15 protein-coding genes are annotated in these 15,746 nt (G+C 69.5%); 12 read left to right on the forward strand and 3 right to left on the reverse strand.

All coding sequences use genetic code 11. The features are described from left to right. The first annotated feature begins 7 nt into the window (after positions 1-7). Positions 8-1,087 carry a TerC family protein gene (locus tag V6S67_RS00915; RefSeq protein WP_334211487.1) on the forward strand — a complete coding sequence of 360 codons (1,080 nt, stop codon included), beginning with the start codon at positions 8-10 and terminating at the stop codon, positions 1,085-1,087. 87 nt (positions 1,088-1,174) lie between these two features. On the opposite strand, the gene V6S67_RS00920 is transcribed toward V6S67_RS00915, so the two are convergent. Further along, positions 1,175-2,281, reverse strand: a complete 1,107-nt coding sequence (locus tag V6S67_RS00920) for a spore photoproduct lyase family protein (protein WP_334208454.1) — start codon at positions 2,279-2,281, stop codon at positions 1,175-1,177. 176 nt (positions 2,282-2,457) lie between these two features. Between V6S67_RS00920 and V6S67_RS00925 the strand changes: the two genes are divergently transcribed. Then, positions 2,458-3,477, forward strand: a complete 1,020-nt coding sequence (locus V6S67_RS00925) for a DUF808 domain-containing protein (protein WP_334208455.1) — start codon at positions 2,458-2,460, stop codon at positions 3,475-3,477. A gap of 39 nt (positions 3,478-3,516) precedes the next feature. On the opposite strand, the gene V6S67_RS00930 is transcribed toward V6S67_RS00925, so the two are convergent. Then, positions 3,517-4,353: a polysaccharide deacetylase family protein gene (locus V6S67_RS00930; RefSeq protein WP_334208456.1), complete on the reverse strand. Its 837-nt coding sequence runs from the start codon at positions 4,351-4,353 to the stop codon at positions 3,517-3,519. Positions 4,354-4,633: 280 nt separating this feature from the next. Next, a complete protein-coding gene (locus tag V6S67_RS00935) occupies positions 4,634-5,341 on the reverse strand; it encodes a GntR family transcriptional regulator (protein WP_334208457.1) in 708 nt (235 codons plus the stop codon). Between the two features lie 189 nt (positions 5,342-5,530). Between V6S67_RS00935 and V6S67_RS00940 the strand changes: the two genes are divergently transcribed. The 10 genes from V6S67_RS00940 (at position 5,531) to V6S67_RS00985 (ending at position 15,746) form a co-directional block, all read left to right on the forward strand. Beyond that, entirely contained in the window at positions 5,531-6,295 is a 765-nt protein-coding gene (locus V6S67_RS00940) for an RraA family protein (RefSeq protein WP_334208458.1), read from the forward strand. 68 nt (positions 6,296-6,363) lie between these two features. Next, the gene (locus tag V6S67_RS00945; protein ID WP_334208459.1) at positions 6,364-7,263 is read left to right on the forward strand and encodes an NAD(P)-dependent oxidoreductase; all 900 of its coding nucleotides are present in this window, start codon (positions 6,364-6,366) and stop codon (positions 7,261-7,263) included. After that, on the forward strand, positions 7,256-8,257 hold the full coding sequence (locus V6S67_RS00950; protein ID WP_442884674.1) for a carbohydrate ABC transporter permease: 1,002 nt from the start codon (positions 7,256-7,258) through the stop codon (positions 8,255-8,257). Before V6S67_RS00945 ends, V6S67_RS00950 begins: the two co-directional genes overlap by 8 nt. Beyond that, positions 8,254-9,138, forward strand: coding sequence for a carbohydrate ABC transporter permease (locus V6S67_RS00955; RefSeq protein ID WP_334208460.1), 885 nt, complete (start codon positions 8,254-8,256; stop codon positions 9,136-9,138). Before V6S67_RS00950 ends, V6S67_RS00955 begins: the two co-directional genes overlap by 4 nt. Positions 9,139-9,192: 54 nt before the next feature. Next, entirely contained in the window at positions 9,193-10,554 is a 1,362-nt protein-coding gene (locus V6S67_RS00960; protein ID WP_334208461.1) for an ABC transporter substrate-binding protein, read from the forward strand. Between the two features lie 100 nt (positions 10,555-10,654). Beyond that, on the forward strand, positions 10,655-11,833 hold the full coding sequence (locus V6S67_RS00965; RefSeq protein WP_334208462.1) for a CaiB/BaiF CoA transferase family protein: 1,179 nt from the start codon (positions 10,655-10,657) through the stop codon (positions 11,831-11,833). After that, on the forward strand, positions 11,830-12,618 hold the full coding sequence (locus V6S67_RS00970) for an enoyl-CoA hydratase (protein WP_334208463.1): 789 nt from the start codon (positions 11,830-11,832) through the stop codon (positions 12,616-12,618). The genes V6S67_RS00965 and V6S67_RS00970 overlap by 4 nt, the downstream gene beginning before the upstream one ends. Further along, positions 12,618-13,556: an amidohydrolase family protein gene (locus tag V6S67_RS00975; protein ID WP_334208464.1), complete on the forward strand. Its 939-nt coding sequence runs from the start codon at positions 12,618-12,620 to the stop codon at positions 13,554-13,556. The genes V6S67_RS00970 and V6S67_RS00975 overlap by 1 nt, the downstream gene beginning before the upstream one ends. Further along, complete coding sequence (locus tag V6S67_RS00980; RefSeq protein ID WP_334208465.1) at positions 13,540-14,730, forward strand: fumarylacetoacetate hydrolase family protein; 1,191 nt, start codon at positions 13,540-13,542, stop codon at positions 14,728-14,730. The genes V6S67_RS00975 and V6S67_RS00980 overlap by 17 nt, the downstream gene beginning before the upstream one ends. Further along, the gene (locus V6S67_RS00985; RefSeq protein WP_334208466.1) at positions 14,730-15,746 is read left to right on the forward strand and encodes a C-terminal binding protein; all 1,017 of its coding nucleotides are present in this window, start codon (positions 14,730-14,732) and stop codon (positions 15,744-15,746) included. Before V6S67_RS00980 ends, V6S67_RS00985 begins: the two co-directional genes overlap by 1 nt.

Below are 15,746 nucleotides of genomic sequence, written 5' to 3' on the forward strand. Positions count from 1 at the left end.
ACCCCTCATGCAGGTCACACCCCTGATCTGGTTCATCACCATTGCCGTGACGATCCTCTTCTTCGTCTACGAGTTCTTCGCGCACGTGCGCAAACCCCACGAACCGTCCATCGGTGAATCCGCCCGCTGGTCGGCGTTCTACATCGGACTCGCCCTGCTGTTCGGCGTCGGCATCGGCGTCGTCTCGGGCTGGACGTTCGGCGGCGAGTACTTCGCCGGCTACCTCACCGAGAAGGCCCTGTCGATCGACAACCTCTTCGTGTTCCTCATCGTGATGACGGGCTTCGCCGTCCCGAAGAAGTACCAGCAGAAGGTGCTGATGATCGGCATCATCATCGCCCTGATCCTGCGCGGCGGGTTCATCGCCATCGGTGCCGGCCTCATCGAGAACTTCTCCTGGATCTTCTACATCTTCGGCGCCCTGCTCCTCGTCCTGGCCTACAGGCAGGCGTTCGGCAGCCACGAGTCCAACCCGGCGAACGGCAGGTTCATGCAGCTCGTCCGCCGCGTGCTGCCCGTCACGGACGAGTACCACGGGGACAAGCTCACCGTGAAGCGGGACGGCACGCGCTTCGTCACGCCGATGCTGCTGACCATCATCGCGATCGGCTTCGTGGACCTCATCTTCGCCGTGGACTCCATCCCCGCCATCTACGGCCTGACCAACGAGGCGTACATCGTCTTCACGGCCAACGCGTTCGCCCTGATGGGCCTGCGGCAGCTGTTCTTCCTCATCGGCGGGCTGCTCGAGCGCCTCGTCTACCTGGCCCAGGGCCTCGCCGTCATCCTCGCGTTCATCGGCGTGAAGCTCGTGTTCCACGCCCTGCACGTCAACGAGCTGCCCTTCATCAACGGCGGCGAGCCGCTGCTCTGGGTGCCCGAGATCCCCATCTGGTTCTCACTGCTGTTCATCGCTGCCACCATCGCCGTCGCCACCGTGGCGAGCCTGCTCAAGACCCGGGGCGACGGGGGCAGGAACGACGGCGACCGGGACGCCGGCGGGCAGCCGGCCGGCGACGTCACCGACGGGTCGGTCGCGGATCCCCGGGCCGACGACGCCAGCACCGGCGCGGGAGTGCCGAAGTAGCACCGACGGGCGTTCCCGGCCACCGATGTGCGGTGGCCGGGAACGCCCGCTCTGCTCCGGGGTCCGGTGACCGCCGCCCCGGGTGGATCAGGTCCAGTAGAGGAGCTTGGCGGCCGGGAGGCGCCGCTCCAGTTCCTCCGTGAACCACGTGCGCATCTCCGTCATGGTCTGCTTCGGGTACACGTACTTCACGCCGCCGAACTTGGACCGCTTCTGGGTGCGCAGGTCCTCGTCCATCTCGAGCTTGGTCCTCGGGTACCAGCCGAGCAGCACCTCCTTGCTCGCGGGCGTGAAGCGGTGGGTGATGATCTCGGCCGTGAGATCGAGGCTGTCGACCCCCGAGACGGCCGCGGCGACGTCGTCGAGCAGTGCGCCGTACTGCTCCCGCCAGCCGGGAATGGGCATGATCGGGGCGATGGTCAGACCTACCCGGTAGCCGGCGGTCGCGACGGCGCGGAGGGCGGCGAGGCGCGCGGGCATGCGTGCGGTCCCGCCCTCGAAGCGGTTGGCCACTTCGGTGGCGTTCACTGAGAAGCGGATGCGGGTCCGGCGGCCGTGGTCGAGGGTCACGAGCTCGCCGACGTCGTCGAACTTGGTGGTGAAGCGCAGCTGGACGTCGCTCCCGAATTCACCCGAGCCGACGCGGGAGATCGCGGCGGCGAGCGAACCGGTCACGCTCTCGATGCCGAGGGGGTCGGTGTAGCAGGACAGCTCGAACGTGGTGCCCTCGTCGCCGCGCTCGATCGTCCCGCGGGTCACCGACCCCCTGCCGGCATGGGTGCGGATCCCGTCCAGGACGTCGTCGAGGTTGGCGTAGGCGCGGGTGACGGGCGGTCCCTGGAGGGACCCGGCGAGGTAGCAGTACTGGCAGTGCGCGGGGCAGCCCCTAGCCAGGTCGATCCGCCAGTCGGCGCTGGGTGGGATGGGCTGCGGCTTGAGGGCGCTGGGAGGGGCCACGACCACCGCGAGCGTGTTCTTGGCGGACGCGTACGTCTCGCGCTCGGTCGCGCCGCGCAGGCCGGTCAGCGCGTTCCCGGACAGGAACCGGATGTCGTCGACGCCGGCGAGCTCGCACCGCCGGACGATCTCGGCCGTGTGCGGGAGTTCGGCTGCAGCCCGCGTGATCAGCACATGTCGGGGGACCCACAGGCGGGTAGGGGAGAGCGTGGTCAGGTCCAGTTCCTGGGCTGTCATCATCACCTCGTACAACAACCGGGAGAGCGGGTCTGTTCCGTCGCGACGGCCCCGCGCAGGGTGCCGGACCCTTCGCCGTGCTGCCCGCCGCCGTATACTCCGAGCATGCCGATCACCCGCCTTTCCTGTGGCATCCCCGCCCCGAATCCTTCTCCCGAGTACCGCGGGAGCGAGCTGTGAGCGGCGGTCTCGTCGCGCTCCTCGACGACGTCGCAGCCCTGGCCCGCATCGCGGCCGCCTCGGTGGACGACGTCGCCGCCGGGGCCGCGAAGGCAGGGGCCAAGGCCGCCGGCGTCGTCATCGACGACGCCGCCGTCACCCCGCAGTACGTCTCCGGTGCCGATCCGTCCCGCGAACTGCCGATGATCAAGCGGATCTTCTGGGGCTCGCTGCGGAACAAGCTGCTGATCATCCTGCCGGCCCTGCTGCTCGTCAGCGCGTTCATCCCGGGCATCATCCCGTTCATCCTCATGCTCGGCGGCACCTACCTCTGCTACGAGGGCGCCGAGAAGGTCTGGCACAAGCTCCGCGGCCACCACGAGTCCAAGAAGGCGCCGGCCGTGGAGCGGGGGCCGGAGGCGGAAGCCAGGGTCACCAAGGGCGCCATCACCACCGACTTCATCCTCTCCTGCGAGATCATGGTCATCTCGATGAACGAGGTGGCCGACGAGTCCCTGGTGGCCCGGGCGCTCATCCTGATCGTCGTCGCGCTCGCCATCACCGTGCTGGTGTACGGCGCGGTCGCGCTGATCGTCAAGATGGACGACATCGGCCTGCACCTGACCACCAAGGACTCGGAGGGCTCGCAGCGCCTCGGCCGGCTGCTCGTCAGGGGCATGCCCGGCGTCCTGGCGGCGATCACCCTCGTCGGGACGATCGCCATGCTGTGGGTGGGCGGCCACATCATGCTGCAGGGCGCCTACGACCTCGGGTGGCACGCGCCGTACGACCTGGTCCACGTGCTCGAGCACCCGTTCGTCGGCATTCCCGTGGTGGGCGGCCTCCTGGCCTGGCTCGTGAACACCCTCTGCTCGGCCGTCCTCGGACTGGCGTGGGGCCTCGTGGTCATGGCGATCGTGCATCCCCTGCTGAAGATGCTGCCGTTCGGCAAGAAGGGCGAGCACGAGGAGGGCGAGATCCGCGCCGCCGTCGCAGGCCATCGGCCGGCGGGACGGAACACCGGACACAGCGCCTAGCCGCGCCCGCCGTCGTCCTCGATGGGGACGACGGCGGGGCTAGCGGCTGAAGACGTCGTCCAGGGTGACGGCGGTCAGCCCGCGGTCGGCGACGAGTTGCCGGAGCTGCGGGAAGACCCGCGTGACCGGGAGGTGGTTCAGATGCCCGATGACGATGTGCGCGGGCAGGAACCACTGGTGGGCGAGGTCGAGGATCTCCTGGTCTGTCCGCAGGCCCGAATCGGCCAGCGAGCCGTACCACATGACCGGGGAGGTGTACCCGATCGATGCCGCCGCCGCGTCCGTCCGCGCGTTGCGGTAGCCGTACGGGGGACGGTAGTAGGGGCGTGGGTCGACGCCGAAGGTGGACACGATGAAGTCGTGGTTCCGCTGGAGTTCCGCGACGATGTCGGCGTCGCCGAGGCGGGTGAGGTCGGCGTGGGACCACGTGTGGTTGCCCAGCTGCACCTGGCCGGATGCCACCAGCGGCTTGAGCAGCTCCGCATGGTCGGTCCACCCCGGGTAGCAGCCGTTGAGGAAGAACGTCAGGCGGGTGCCGCTCGTGCGCGCGAAGTCGGCGTAGAGCCGGACCACCTCGCTGTCGGAGCCGTCGTCGACCGTCCACGCGAGCACCGGCTCGGTGGTGGGCAGGCCGGTGAGCACGCCCGGCGGGAGCCGTACCTTCGTGACCGTGGGGGGTGCCGGCGCCGGAGGAGGTGACGGCGTCACCGGCGGCGGCGAAGGCGACGGTGACGGTGCGGCCGACGGCGGGACCGACGGGCTCGGCGCCGCCATGCCCGCCGCCTTCGCCGCACCGCGGACGGGATCCGCGCAGGCGGCCAGGCCGAGACTCGCACCGGCCACGACGACGGCGCTCATGAATGTTCGACGCTCCACATCAAGGCCTTCCCCCATGACGACGTCCGCGCAGCGTGGGCCGACCCCGCGGCAGCACCCAAGGGGTCACGCAGCACGGGGCGGCCTGCACGCAGGGCCGGGAGAGGCCCGGCCGTGGAAGTCGGCTCTCGGAGCCTACAGCGCGGCACGGGGCGGGTGGCGGAACGCGCGGGCGCGCCGCGTCCCGGCCCGATGCAGTCGTGGGTGACGACCGACCACGGCGTGGGGGAACCGGGGCCCGTAGCGGGCGCGCATCTGCGGTGCCGGCGAGGGGGCGGTGCTACCGCTTCTGCGGGGACCCCGCCGGTGGGAGTTCCAGGAAGGACCGCTCGCCGTGCACCGCGAGCTCCGCGAGGACGGCCTGCGGGTCACCGGCCTCGATGAGCTCGAGGAGGTGCCGGTGCCGGCCCACATGGTCCACGAGGTTCTCGTGGTAGTGCTCCCGGACGTAGAGGTTGCGCGCCATGCAGAGCAGGAGCTGCTGCTGGACCGAGGCGTAGCTCGCCTCCAGGCGGCGATGCCCGGCCAGGGCCACGATGGAGGCGTGGAAGGCGTAGCCGCTCTCCACGAGCATGGCCCTGTCCTCGCGCTGCGCGCAGTCCTCCATCCGCTCGAGGGCGGTCCGGCAGCGCTCGAGCCTCCTGGGATCCGATACCGGGACCCCGAGCTCGACGGCGAGCTTCTCGAACGCCGAACGGAGCGTCAGGATCTCGAAGACATCCTGGTCAGTGAGGGTCGCCACGACGGATCCCTGCCGTGGTCGGGTCTCGATGAGCCCTTCCTGCGACAGGATCCGCAGCGCCTCCCGGAGCGGGGGCCGGCTGATGCCGAGTTCCTCGGTCAGTCGTTCCTCGATGAGCCGGTCACCAGGACCCATCGCACCCGAGAGGATCTGCTGGCGGATGGCTTCCGCGGCGAGATCCACGAGGCTGGAGGACTTGATGCGTCCGGGCGGGGCCGGGGCGGAGGTACGGGTGGAAATGACCACGGATGATCCTCCATCTGGGTGGCGGGCGTGCTCTGTCTCCAGCCATTATGCGGCGCACCCTTGTCTTCTGTCGACTGGATGCTGTAGACAATAAACAAGTGCGAAGCGTGATAGGGGTCACTCGCCCTCACCGGCATCACCCCGACCGAGCTGCACCACGACTGTTCCCGAAGAAGTGAAAGGTGTCCCATGACGCTCACCAACAGCACGGCGCCCGTCCACGAGAAGGCTGACCCGGATGATCTCAACAGCCTCTACAAGCACCTGCGGGTCGCGGACGTGGCCGACGCACTCGACGGCATCGGCTACTTCGACATCAACCTCATGGATCCGGCCATCCACCCCCTGTGGTACGGCATGAAGTTCTGGGGGCACGCGGCCACGATCCGCGCCGTGCCCTCGAACAAGCCCATGTGGAAGCTCGACTCGACGCAGGACATCGTGGAGGCCCACCGCATCTGGTTCGAGAAGATGGGCCACAAGAAGCTGCCGGCGGACCTCCGTCCGGGGCACGTCATCGTCATGGACTCGGGTGGAGGCCGGGAGGTCGGCTTCTGGGGGTCGGAGAACGTCATGGCAGCGGTCGGCGCCGGGGCTGCGGGCATCATCACCGACGGCTACTGCCGTGACACGGGCGAGGTGACCCTGCAGCGCAACCCCATCTGCGTGAGGGAGCGCGGACGCACCATCATCCCGGGTCGCATCGAGGTCGTGGAGGTGCAGACCACCATCGCCTGCGGCGGTGTGCAGGTGCAGCCCGAGGACATCGTCGGGTGCGACGACGACGGCATCATCGTGGTTCCCGCCGCGGTGGCCCACGAGGTGGCGGTCCACGCCCGCGCCATCCTCCTGGCCGACATGCACGCGCGCACGAAGCTGTACGAGGCGCAGGGCCGGCCGAAGGACAGTTCCGTGGACATCGAGGCCGTCGTGGCCTACTACGAGGGCCTCTAGCCGCCCGTTCCCGTCAGCCAGTGATGCCGGGTCCTCACCCGGCATCACTGCAACGCTCCGGAGGGAGTATGGCAATGAAGCCAGGCACCACAGCTGTAGGGCTCGCCGGACTCGGCAACCTGGGCCTGCCGATGGCGCACGCACTGCTGGATGACGGGTGGTCCCTCACGGTCTTCGACCCCGTGGAGGACAGGGTGCGGTCCTGCGTCGACGCCGGCGCGAAGAGCGCCTCGTCGGTCGACGAGCTCGCCTCGGCGGATGTCCTCATCCTCGTGGTGCCGGACGACGCCGCCGTGGAGTCCATCCTGCTCGGGGACCAGGGCTACTTCGCCGCCAGCTCCGAGGGGGCGGTGATCGTCCACAGCACCATCCTCCCGGCGTCGGCCCAGGCCCTCGCCGAGACGGCGAAGACACAGGGGACGCGCTTCATCGACGCCCCCGTCAGCGGCGGGGCCGCCAGGGCGCGGAAGGGCGATCTCACGGTGTTCGTCGGAGCCGAGCGTGACGACTTCGACGCGGTAGGGGATCTGCTGCACGCCGTGGGCAGCGAGGTGCTGCTCGCCGGCGGCCCGGGGACGGGCGCCGCCACGAAGCTCGCGAACCAGATGATGATGTTCTCAGCCCTCGCGGGAGCCTACGAGGCCCTGGACGTCGCCGGGAAGTACGGCGTCGATCCCGGAATGGTGCTCAGGAGTGTCGCCAGCTCCACGGGCGGCTCCTGGGTGGCCGCCAACTGGGGCTTCTTCGACGAGACGGCGGCCGCGTACACGGCGAGCGGAACCGCTGTCAGCGACCGCCCCTGGAGCAAGGATCTGTTCGAGTTCATCACGGCCGCGAGGACGGCGGAAGCATCCGTCCCCTTCGCCGGTCTCCTGAGTCAGCTGCTGCCGGGCTACGTCGAGTCCCACGCGCGTGACGCAGCAGCCGGCGACGGTGCCGGGCACAACGGGAAGGACGACGATGACTGACACCACCAAAGCGGCGCAGACCGCGCTCCTGAGCGGCTCCCTCCCGCCCGACACCCCATCCGGGGGCCGCGCCATGGCGCCGGTCGACCGGACGGCCTCGCGGCGCAGGCGGTCCCGCCGGGAGGCCTGGGCGGCGTTCGGGTTCCTCTCACCGTGGATCGTCGGCCTGCTGCTGCTCACCATCGGGCCGATGCTGTACTCCCTGTACCTCTCCTTCACGAAGTACGACCTCCTGTCCCCGCCGGTCTGGGTGGGGCTCGAGAACTACGGACGGATGGCGGCGGCCGACCCCCGGTTCATCGACTCCGTCCAGGTGACCTTCCTGTACGTGGTGGTCTCCGTCCCGGCGGTGCTGATCGCATCCCTCGGTGTGGCCCTGGTCCTGAACCAGGGCATGAAGGCGCTGTCCGTGTACCGTGCCGCGTTCTACCTGCCGTCCCTGATCGGCGGCAGTGTCGCCATCGCCCTCCTGTGGCGTCAGGTCTTCGGCCAGGAGGGCATCTTCAACCAGGTGCTGGCCGTCTTCGGCATCGAGGGCCAGAGCTGGATCGGCAATCCCAACAGTGCGCTGTACACGCTCGTGGTCCTGAACGTCTGGACGTTCGGTTCCACCATGATCATCTTCCTGGCAGGGCTGCGGCAGGTGCCGCGGGAGCTGCACGAGGCCGCGTCGGTCGACGGCGCCGGTGTCTTCCGGCGCTTCCGCCACGTGACCCTGCCGCTGCTGACACCGCTGATCTTCTTCAACATCCTCATGACGACCATCAACGCCTTCCAGGCCTTCACCCCCGCCTACGTGGTCAGCAACGGCAGCGGCGGCCCGTTGAACTCGACGCTCTTCTACACCCTGTACCTCTACCAGCGCGGCTTCGCCAACCTCGAGATGGGGTACGCATCCGCCATGGCCTGGGCGCTGGTCGTGGTGCTCGGGATCTTCACCGCGCTCCTGTTCGCGTCGGCCCGGTTCTGGGTCCACTACGGAGATGAACGATGACCACCTACGCACCCGTCCGCAGGAAGCCCCTGTTCGGGCGATCCATGTCCCGCAACAAGGCCGTGCTCGCCATCACCCGGCATTTCCTGATGATCGTGGTGCTGCTCGTCATCCTCTACCCCCTGCTGTGGATGGTGGGCGCCTCGTTCAGGCCGGCCAACGAGACGTTCACCACCCTCAGCCTCTGGCCGGGCACCTTCACCCTCGACAACTACAGGGATGGCTGGACCCTCGGCTCCTTCACGTTCACGCGGTACTTCCTGAACTCCCTGCTGATCACGCTGCTGTGCGTCGTCGGGAACGTGATCGCCTGCGCCCTCGCCGGATACGCCTTCGCACGGCTCGAGTTCCCGTTCAAACGGACCCTGTTCGCCGTCATGCTCGGCACCATGCTGCTGCCGTACCACGTCACGCTCGTACCCCAGTACGTGCTGTTCAACGAGCTGGCCTGGATCAACACCATCCTGCCGCTGACGGTGCCCAAGTTCCTCGCGACGGACGCCTTCTTCATCTTCCTGATGGTCCAGTTCATGCGGACCCTCCCCCGGGAACTCGACGACGCGGCACGGCTCGACGGCTGCGGCCACGTGGGGATCTTCCGGCGGGTCATCCTGCCGCTGTCCATCCCTGCGCTGGGCACCACCGCGCTGTTCACCTTCATCAACACGTGGAACGACTTCCTCGGCCCGCTCCTCTACCTCAACCGCCCCGAACTGTGGACGGTCACCCAGGGGCTCAACAGCTTCCTGGACGCGACCGGACAGTCCTCCTTCGGGCCCCTGTTCGCTATGGCGACACTCTCCCTGGCACCGGTGGTCGGCTTCTTCTTCGCCGCCCAGCGCCTGCTCATCGAGGGGATAGCCACCAGCGGCCTGAAATAGCACCGCAGCACTGCCCACCACGCCGGACGCACGGCACAACCAATGGAGGAAACGATGACGATTCAATCTTCGATCACGCGACGCTGGCCGCGCAGAGCAGTGGCAGCAGGCGCGCTGGGTGCCCTGCTCGCCGTCTCGGCCTGCGCGGGCGGCACCAGCATCGGCGAGACGCCGGCCGGCGAGGAGGTCCAGGACGGGCAGGGCGAGGTCACCGGGAGCGCACGGCTCGCCTGGTGGGGTTCCGGCCAGCGCAACGAGGTGACCAACGCCGTCGCGGACAACTTCGAGGCGGCCAACGAGGGCGTCACGCTCGAGCGGGAGTTCGCCGACTTCGGTGCGTACTTCCAGCGGCTCAACGTCCAGGGGACGAGCGGCAACCTGCCCTGCATCACGCAGATGCAGGGCCGGCAGCTGAACGACTACACCTCACGCGACCTGTTCCTCCCCCTCGATCCCATGATCGAGTCGGGTGCCATCACTGTGGACGACATCCCGGAGGAGGTCCTCGACACCGGGCGCGGGACCGACGGCAACCTGTACGTGGTGCCCTACGGTGCCGCCTACGACGCCCTGGTGGTCAACGAGACCCTCGTGGAGCAGGCCGGGAGCGAGATGCTCCCCGAGGACTACACCTGGGACGACCTGGTGAGCTGGGCCACCGAGATCCAGGCGAACCTGCCGGAGGGCGTCAATGCGCTCTCGCTGAGCGGTGGGCGCCCGAACTTCCTCATCAGCTACATGGCGGCCAACGGGGAGACCCTCTTCGAGAACGACCAGCTGGGCTTCTCCGAGGAGGCGCTCGTCGAGTACTGGACCATGTGGGAGGAACTGCGCAAAGCCGGCGTGACCGCCACGCCCGCGCAGATGAGCGAGCAGCCGGAACAGCCCGAGCAGAGCTACGTCTCCCGCGGCGTGACCGTCGCCGACACGGCCCCGGGCAACTCGCTCATCAACTCGCAGAAGACGCTGGACGGACTCGGCAACGGCCAGAAGCTGGTCTCCCTGCGTCTCCCGTCGGGCGAGGCCGGACCGGGGAACGTGCTGTTCACCTCCGGATTCGCCATCCCGAAGAGCTGCGACAACATCCCGACGGCGGCGGCGTTCATCGACTTCTGGGCGAACGACGACGAGTCCGCTGCCGTCTTCGCGTCCTCCAACGGTGCCGTCACCAACTCCCGCCATCTCGAGGCACAGCTTGCGAACCCGGAGCTCCCCGAGCTCCGGAAGAAGGACCTCGAGCTGTACCAGGAGATCGCCGCCTCGGAACCGCCCACGGTCGTCTACCCTCCCGGTTACCAGGCGACCTTCGAGGAGTCCTTCACCCGCGCCTACGAACGCGTGAGCTTCGAGGAGGTCTCGATCGAGCAGGCCGTGTCCGACTTCTTCACCGAGGTGAACGCGGGTCTCGGCAGCTAGGGCTGCGCTCCCGGGCGCGGCGGAGGACGGCGTCCGCCGTCGTCCTCTGCCCGCCCCCGCCCCGCTTCCCGTCCGAGACCTTCCTAGCTAGGAGACTGCTGTGCCCCCTTCATCGCCGCCCCCCACCGAGCCGCCCCCGGCCGACGCGCTGACCGGAATGACCGTCCTCGACCTGACCCAGGTGATGGCAGGACCGTTCTGCACCATGGTCCTCGCCGATCTCGGTGCCGACGTCATCAAGGTCGAGAACCCCACGGACGGCGACCAGACCCGGCGCTCCTGGGGGATCTCCGGCAAAGGGGAGGACAGCCGCGCGTTCCTCAGCCTGAACCGGAACAAGCGCAGCGTCACGCTGGACCTCAAGACCACCGAGGGCCTGGACACCTTCTACAGACTGGTCGAGACCGCCGACGTCGTGATCGAGAACTGGAGACCCGGCGTCGCGGAACGGCTGGGCCTCGGATTCGACACCCTGATCGGCATCAATCCGCGGCTGGTGGTCGCGAGCATCTCCGGGTTCGGAACCACGGGCCCGTACGCCACGCGCCCCGGGTACGATCTCATCGCCCAGGCCATGGCGGGGGTCATGAGCATCACGGGGGAGCCCGACGGGCGCCCGGTCAAGAGCGGACTCCCGGTCGCGGATCTCGGCGCGGGCCTCTTCTGCGCCGTCGGGGTGCTCGCCGCCTGGAACTCGAGCAAGGAGACCGGTCGGGGACAGTACCTCGAGACGTCCCTCTTCGAGGCGACCCTCGCCCTCTCGGTCTGGGAGTCCACCGAGTTCTGGACCACGGGGTCCGCGCCCCTCGCCCTCGGTTCCGCCAACCGCATGTCGGCGCCGTACCAGGCACTGGCCACCAAGGACGGCTACGTCACGATCGGGGCGAACAACGAGCGCCTGTGGCGTCGTCTCTGCACGGCCATCGGACGCGAGAACCTGCTGGACGATCCACGGTTCGTCGACAACCCGAGCCGGATGACCCATCGGGCCCTGCTCGTGTCAGAACTCGAGGCGACGTTCGCCGACCGGACGACGGCCGACTGGGTGGAGGTCCTGCTCGGGGCGGGGGTGCCCGCCGGGCCCATCCAGGACTACCGGCAGGTCCTCGAGGACGACCCCCACGTCAAGGAGAGGGACATGATCAAGTTCATGGACCATCCCGTCGAGGGACGGGTGGAGGTCATCGGTTCGCCCCTGCGACTGAGCAGGACCCCGGCCAGCATCCGGCGCCCCCCACCCTTGCTCGGCGAGCACAACGACGAGGTGCTCGGGCCATGAGCGTCGACGCCGACACCGGGGGCCGGATCCTGCTCGAACGGACCGGGCCCGTCCTGCGGATCCTCCTCTCCAACCCCGGGCGCCACAACGCGCTCACATGGCGCATGTACGACGAGTTCGATACGGCGCTCGAGCAGGCGTCCGCGGACCCCTCTATCCGCGTGGTCGTCATCCGCGGCCAGGGTACGGCGTTCGCCGCGGGGACCGACATCACGCAGTTCGCGTCCTTCACGACCGGCGAGCAGGGGCTCCGGTACGAGCAGCGGGTCGGCGCGATCCTCGGACGGCTGCTGGGCCTGGACATCCCGGTCATCGCGGCCGTCGACGGCCCCGCCGTCGGAGCCGGGTTGGCCATCGCCGCCTGCTCCGACGTCGTCGTCGCCACCGACGCGTCGACCTTCGGCGTGCCGATCGCCCGCACGGTCGGCAACTGCATCCCGCCGGCCGTGCTGCGGCGGCTGCAGGCCCGGATGGGGCCGGGCCGCACCATGGCCATGCTCCTCACCGCGTCCCTCGTCCCGGCGCACGAGGCGCAGAAGGCGGGCTTCGTCCACACGGTGGTCCCCCGGGACGAGTTCGACGACACCCTGGAGCGGCTCAGCACCAGGATGAGCCGGACCGCCCCCATCACGGTCGCCGCGCTCAAGGAGATGGACCGGCGGCTGCAGGAGGACCCCACCGCGGAGGCCGACGACCTCCTCCTGCGCTGCTACGGCAGTGAGGACTTCCGGGAGGGCGTCGCCGCCTTCACGGAGCACCGAACACCCCGATGGAAGGGACTCTGATGCAGCAACCGGACGCCACCCGCCGCGTCATCGACGCGCACCACCACTACTGGAAGCTCGAGGCGCAGGAGCAGGCCTGGCGGACCTCCGACCACGGCGCGATCGCGCGGGACTACGAACCGGCGGACCTCGCCGGTGACCTCGCAGGGTCCGGGGTGGATGCCACGGTACTCGTGCAGTCCGTCGACAGCAGCGACGAGAACGACCGGCTCGCAGCGTACGCCTCCTCCTGCACCACGGTGGCGGGCGTGGTCGGCTGGCTCCCGCTCGACCGGCCCGAGGCCGCACGTGCCGAGCTGGCGCGCGCCGACACGGCATCGTGGAAGGGGGTGCGCTGCCTCGTCGGCCGGCGTCCGCTGTCGTGGCTCGAGGAGCCGCGGGTGATCGCACTCTTCGAGGACCTCGCCGAGCAGGGGCTGGCCTGGGACATCGTGCCCGTCACCCACGACCAGGTGTCCGCGGTCGGCACACTGACCCGGGCCGTCCCCGACCTGCGGGTGGTCCTCGACCACCTCGCCCGTCCGCCCGTGGACTCCCGGGGCTGGGAGCCATGGGCCGGACAGATCGCCGAACTGGCCGCGTCTCCCTCCGTCTCCATCAAGATCTCCGTCGGCATCGACGTCCTGACGAACTGGAGTGACTGGCGCCCGGACGAGCTGGCCCGCTACGTCGACTGGGCCCTCGCCAACTTCGGGCCGCAGCGCTCGATGCTGGCCAGCAACTGGCCCGTCATCCTCCTGCGGCGCAGCTACCAGGAGGCATGGCAGGACCTCTCCGCGCTGGTGGCAGCCACCGGACTGTCGGGCGGGGAGCTGGACGCGGTCCGCGGGGGAGCCGCGACCAGGGCGTACCGCCTCGGGCCCGACGGCGGAGAACCCGACCACCACGAACCCGACCACCACGAACCCACGAAGGAAACCCATGCGACTGCTCGATGACCCCGCCGACGTGCTGCCGGCCGATGCGGACGCGGCAACGCTCGTCGGCCGGGTGTTCGACCCCGCCGTCGGCGGGCCGTGCGTCGTCGTCGTCCGTGACGGGCGGCTCCTCGACATCACCGGGACCTTCCCCACCATGACGGACCTGCTCGAGTCGCCCGATCCGGCGCAGCGCGTCGCAGCGGTCGCCGGATCGCGGAACTGGGATCTCACCGAGGTGCTCCGGAACTCGCTCGACGAACCCGGATCCGGGCCCCGCCTCCTCGCTCCCGTCGACCTGTCCGTGCTGAAGGCGGCGGGCGTGACGTTCGCGCATTCCCTCATGGAACGGCTGATCGAGGAACGGGCGGGCGGGGACCCGCGTGCCGCCAGTTCGTTCCGTGCCCAGCTCGAGCAGCTGGTGGGCGCCGACCTGGCGGCCGTGCGCCCGGGCAGCGCCGACGCGGCAACCCTCAAGGAGGAGCTGTCGGCCAAGGGCCTGTGGTCGCAGTACCTGGAGGTGGGGCTGGGACCCGACCCGGAGGTCTTCACGAAGGGGCCGGTGCTGTCCGCGGTCGGGTGCGGCCAAGAGATCGGGGTCTCCTCCCTGTCCGCCTGGAACAACCCGGAACCGGAGATGGCCATCCTCGTCACGTCCGAGGGTGAGGTGGTCGGCGCCACCCTGGGCAACGACGTCAACCTCCGCGACGTCGAGGGCCGGTCGGCGCTGCTGCTCCCGCGGGCGAAGGACAACAACGCCTCCGCCGCCGTGGGCCCGTTCATCCGCCTGTTCGACCGCCACTTCGGCCTCGACGACGTCCGGCGTGCCGACGTCAGGCTCCAGGTGCTCGGCGAGGACGACGGCTTCGTCCTCGACGGCGTCAGTTCCATGCCGCTCATCTCCAGGGACCCCGAGGCCCTGGCCCGCTACACGGTGGGGGACTCGCACCAGTACCCCGACGGGGTCCTGCTCTACCTCGGGACGCTCTTCGCGCCGAGCGTGGACAGGGACGGCACGGACATGGGCTTCACCCACCATCTCCGTGACGTCGTCCGGATCTCGAGCCCGCAGCTCGGCACGCTGGTCAACCGCGTGAACACCTCCGAGGCCGCGCCGCCCTGGGACTTCGGGATCCGGGACCTCATCAGGAGCCTCGCCGAACGCGGGCTGACCGACTCCGTAGGAGTGCGGTGATGCGCATCGTCGTCACGGACCACAACTTCACCGGGCTCGACGACGAGCGCGCCGCCGCGGACGCGCTCGGGGCCTCCTTCGAGGTGCACCAGGCCGCGACCGAGGAAGCCGCGGCGGACGCGGTCCGCGGCGCCGACGTCGTGCTGGTGAACTTCGCCCCCATCACCGCGCATGTCCTCGACGCACTGCCGGCGGGAGCCGTGGTGATCCGGTACGGCATCGGCTACGACAACGTGGACCTGGACGCGGCGGACGAGCGTGGGATCTCGGTGTGCAACGTGCCGGACTACGGTGCCGACACGGTCGCCGACCACACGCTCACCCTCATCCTGGTCCTCGTGCGCAAGGTGGTGCAGTTCGATCGTGTCCTCGCCGCCGGCACCTGGATCGCGCCGCCGGCCCTGGCGCCGATCCGGGCAGCGGCCGACACCACGGTCGGTCTCATCGGGCTCGGCCGCATCGGCCTCGGCGTCGTCGCCCGGCTCCGCGCCTTCGGGTTCCCGGTGCTGGCCTTCGACCCGTTCATCGACCCGTCCGTCGCCGGCGGGCACGGTATCGAGCTCGTCGACCTCGACGCACTCTTCCGGCGCGCCGACGTCGTCTCGCTCCACGCGCCGGCGACGGCCGAGACGCACAAGGTGATCAACGCCGCGAACCTCCGGCGGATGAAGCCGGGTTCCTTCGTGGTGAACACGGCGCGGGGAGCCCTGGTGGACCAGGACGCCGTCCTCGAGGCCCTCGAGTCCGGGCAGCTCGCCGGCGCGGCCCTCGACGTCTTCGACCCCGAACCCCTGCCCTCCGACCACGGGCTGCGGGGGCACCCCCACGCGATCCTGACCCCCCACGCCGCCTTCTACTCCGAGGCATCACTGGCGGCACTCCAGCGACTCGCCGCCGAAGAGGCGTCCCGGGCGGGCCGGGGCGAACCGCTGCGTTGCCAGGTCAACCGGCCGAGGGCAGCGACACCACTTCCCACGGCATCCGCCGCCGCGCCTTCCGCACCCGACAGGAACTGA

Origin of the sequence: Arthrobacter sp. Soc17.1.1.1, from assembly GCF_036867195.1 — a bacterium.
GTDB lineage: Bacteria > Actinomycetota > Actinomycetes > Actinomycetales > Micrococcaceae > Arthrobacter_D.